Source organism: Vicinamibacteria bacterium (assembly GCA_035620555.1).
Lineage (GTDB): Bacteria > Acidobacteriota > Vicinamibacteria > Marinacidobacterales > SMYC01 > DASPGQ01.
In genome coordinates this window covers 1-3,657 of record DASPGQ010000559.1, presented here as the reverse complement: position 1 = coordinate 3,657, position 3,657 = coordinate 1, and the positions used below count along the sequence as shown (strand labels likewise).

Annotated in this window: 4 protein-coding genes; 1 reads left to right on the top strand and 3 read right to left on the bottom strand. The window is 62.6% G+C overall.

The genetic code is table 11. The features are described 5' to 3' along the window. Positions 1–95 precede the first annotated feature (95 nt). From VEK15_22610 to mgtE, 3 genes are read right to left on the bottom strand one after another with little or no spacing between them, the layout of a single operon-like run. Positions 96–950: a glycine--tRNA ligase subunit alpha gene (locus VEK15_22610; protein HXV63511.1), complete on the bottom strand. Its 855-nt coding sequence runs from the start codon at positions 948–950 to the stop codon at positions 96–98. Further along, complete coding sequence (recO, locus tag VEK15_22605) at positions 947–1,702, bottom strand: DNA repair protein RecO (protein HXV63510.1); 756 nt, start codon at positions 1,700–1,702, stop codon at positions 947–949. Before recO ends, VEK15_22610 begins: the two co-directional genes overlap by 4 nt. Positions 1,703–1,707: 5 nt before the next feature. Then, positions 1,708–3,069 (bottom strand): magnesium transporter, encoded by a 1,362-nt coding sequence (gene mgtE / locus VEK15_22600; GenBank protein ID HXV63509.1) that lies wholly within the window; start codon positions 3,067–3,069, stop codon positions 1,708–1,710. A 137-nt stretch (positions 3,070–3,206) separates the two neighbouring features. On the opposite strand from mgtE, the gene VEK15_22595 reads away from it, so the two are divergent. Beyond that, the coding region (locus tag VEK15_22595) for a kelch repeat-containing protein (protein ID HXV63508.1) at positions 3,207–3,657 on the top strand (451 nt) is incomplete at its 3' end.

The following is a 3,657-nucleotide window of genomic DNA, read 5'->3' as shown; positions in this document are numbered from 1 at the left end:
GAGCTCCTTATCGACTTTCTCCTCGAGCTGGGAGACCAGTGGAGCCAGCCAGGAGCCGGGAATCTCCTCACAACCGATCTCCCAGAGAAACGGCTTCATACCGGCACCGGGGTGAGCGATTCCACGTAGGCTCGGGCGATGGCGCAGGCCAGCTCCCGTATCTTCAAGATGAGCGCCGTGCGTTCACTCACCGAGACCGCGCCCCGTGCGTCGAGTATGTTGAACAGGTGCGAGCAGCGAAGGCATAGCTCGTAGGCGGGTAACACCGTACCGGCGGCCAGGAGGCGTTCACTTTCCTGTCGAAGATCCTCGAAATGACGTCTCGTCATCTCGACGTTCGCCAAATCGAAGCTGAACCTCGAGCCTTCGACCTCGTCGCGCCGTCTGACTTCTCCGTACTTGATGCCTTTCGCCCACTCGAGCTCGTACACGTCGTCCACGTTCTGGAGATACATGTCGAGCCTCTCGAGTCCGTAGGTTATCTCCACGGAAATCGGCGACAGCTCGATCCCGCCCGCCTGCTGGAAGTAGGTGAACTGCGTGATCTCGAGTCCATCGAGGAGGACCTGCCAACCGATGCCCCAGGCGCCGATCGTCGGTGACTCCCAGTCGTCCTCCTCGAAACGGATGTCGTGCTCCCGCGGCTCGATACCACAGGCCCGCAGACTCCGGAGGTACTGATCCTGAATATCGTGGGGTGAGGGCTTCAGGATTAGCTGGAGCTGGTGGTGCTTGTACAGGCGGTTGGGGTTGTCCCCGTATCGCCCATCGGTGGGGCGACGCGAGGGCTGGACGTAGACGACCTTCCAGGGCCGTGGCCCGAGCACCCGGAAAAAGGTCTCGGGATGCATCGTGCCCGCTCCCATCTCCAGATCGTAGGGCTGGTGGACGAGCACACCTCGGTCCGACCAGAACTTCGTGAGCTTGAAGACGAGCTCCTGAAAAATCACGGTTTCGTTCGCCGCAACATGTCTTCGAATACGCGATGCGATCTCAGCTCTTTGTCGAGGTGCTCTTGCAGGATGCGATGCGAGACCACGCCGAGCTCGGAGAGCACGGTGTCGGACTCGGGTTCGAGCGTCTCGCCGGGCGGAGTCCTCCAGACGACGGCCTCGAGGAAATCGACGGTCTCTCGAGAGAGCGGGAGCCCGCGGCCCAGGCAGTCCCCGCACTCGAGCCGGTGCTCCTCGGTGAGATAACGGGCTCCGGTTTCCCTGAGAGCGCGCCCGCAGGATGGGCAGGTTCGCCGGAGGGGAAAGAGACCCGAGAGTCTCAAGAGCCATACCTCGAAATAGCGGGCCCTGGTCTCCGCCAGCTGCGGCTCGTCCAGGGAGCCGATCGTGGCCCTCAGGAGCCGATAGATTCTCTGGTTGGGATCCCGCTCGGGCGTAAGCGCATCAACGAGGTCGGAAAGGTAGCCTAGGGTCGTCGCCAGAACGGGCTCTCCAAGTCGTGAAAATCTCGTGCGGACTATATCACAGCGATCGACGCTGACCAGCTCGCGGCTCGGTTTCTCGAAGAAGACCAAATCGACTTCGGTTCCCACTTCGAGCGACGAGCCGAAGCGCGAACGGGGCCGGCGAGCGGCCTTGGCCATCCCGCGAATCTTCCCGTGCTCGACGGTGTAGAAGACGGCGATCTTGTCGGACTCGCCCACGCGGTAGGTCCGGAGAACGATGGCTCGAGCGCGGCGAAGCGGCACGGCGCCTATTGAAAGCGCGACAAGAAGAGCGCTCCGAGGCCGAGAAACAAAAGGAACCCGGTCACGTCGGTGGCCGTGGTGACGAACACGGACGAGGCGAGGGCGGGATCGACCTTGAGCCACCTCAGGGCGAGGGGGATGAGCGTTCCCATGACCGCGGCCACGAGCAGCGTGCCTACCATGGCGAGTGCGAGGACGGCGCCGAGCCAGGGGTCGCCCTTCCAAAGGAACGCGGCGACACCGACGAGCAGTCCGATGGTGATTCCGTTCACGATGCCGACCAGCACTTCCTTGAAGAGAGCCTTACGGCTGTTGGACCAGGAGAGCTCGCCGAGAGCGATGCCGCGAACCATCACCGTGAGCGTCTGGTTACCGGCATTCCCTCCGAGGAGAGGCACGACCGGCATGAAAACCGCGAGAAGGGCGAACTGGCTGATCGTATTCTCGAAGAGGCTGACGACGAGCGCTGCCATGAAGGCGGTGCCGAGATTCAAGACGAGCCAGGGGATGCGTTTCGCGACCGAGGTACGGGGCCGCGTGAATACTCGCTCCTCGCGGTCGAGGCCCGCCAGGCGGTACATATCCTCGGTCGCCTCTTCCTTGATCACGTCGATGACGTCGTCGACGGTGATGACCCCGACGAGCTTGTTCAACGAATCCACGACGGGGATGGCCAGCAGGTTGTAGGAGGCGACGAGCTGAGCGACCTCCTCCTGATCGGTATCCGTCGCCACCCGGATGACATCGGGCTCCATGATATCGGCGAGTTTCGTATTGGGCCTTTTCAGAAGGAGCTGGCGCAAGGAAAGGACCCCCACGAGGTTGCCGTGATCGTCGACGACGTAGATGTAGAAGACCATCTCGAGATCGCCCGCGTCCTGGAGTCGTCGGATCGCTTCCTCAACGGTCGTGTCCTGATTGAGGGAAAAGACCTTGGGACTCATGATGCGTCCCGCGGTCTGATCGGGATACTGCAGGAGATCCTCGACGTCGGAGGCCTCTTTCTTCCGCATCGCCCCGAGGATTTCCTCTTGAAGCTCCGGCGGAAGGCGGGGCACGAAGACAGCCGCATCGTCCGGGTCGAGCTCCTGCAAAATGACGGATATTTCCTGAGAAGTCATCTCGGAGAGAAGGGACGCCCCTCGCTCGGGACCGAGCTCGGAGATGGCGGCGCTCGCAAGCCGTATGTCCCGCTTGTGGAGGGTCTGAAAGGCGTCGCGCCTCAGATGCTCGGACAGCTCTCCCAGGATGCTCGCGATGTCTGAGGGGTGGAGACGGCTAAGGATGTTGAACGCGTTGACGTGAGCCCCGCGGGCGACGAGCTTTCGCACCGTCTCGGCGAGAAGTGGGGTCCGGGTCGAAAGCATCGTTCGAATCCATGAACGTGTTGCTGGTCTTCGGTCCTATCGGACCTTCGCCAATTGCCTCGCTCATTTCTGCTCGTTCGTTAGACTAGCATAGGCGGACGGGCGGGAGAAACACCACTCGGGAGCGATAAACGACGATGATGATGTCGATATTCTCGGTCGAGGCTCTCCTGGTTGTCGCGGGCGCGGGCCAATTGCTCGCGCAGGACTCACCGGGTGCCCGCTACGGACACGAATTGGTCTTCGACGAAGCCCGGGGAACGACCCTTCTCTTCGGGGGTTTTGGCCCGGACGGCGAGCCCAAAGGCGACACCTGGGGTTGGAACGGAAAGTCGTGGCAACTCCTGGCGACGGCCGGCCCTTCGCCGCGAAGATGGCCCGCGGTCGCTTACGACTCCCGGCGGAAAATCGTAGTTCTCTTCGGTGGAAGAGACGGTGTCGGGCGCTCGGGAGCCTCGCTCGCCGATACGTGGCTCTGGAATGGAGCCGAGTGGCGCGAGAGCGATGCCACCGGTCCACGTCCGTCGGGGCGCGACCATCACCGCGCGGTCTACGATCGGCGCCGGGATCGCGTCGTCCTGTTTGGAG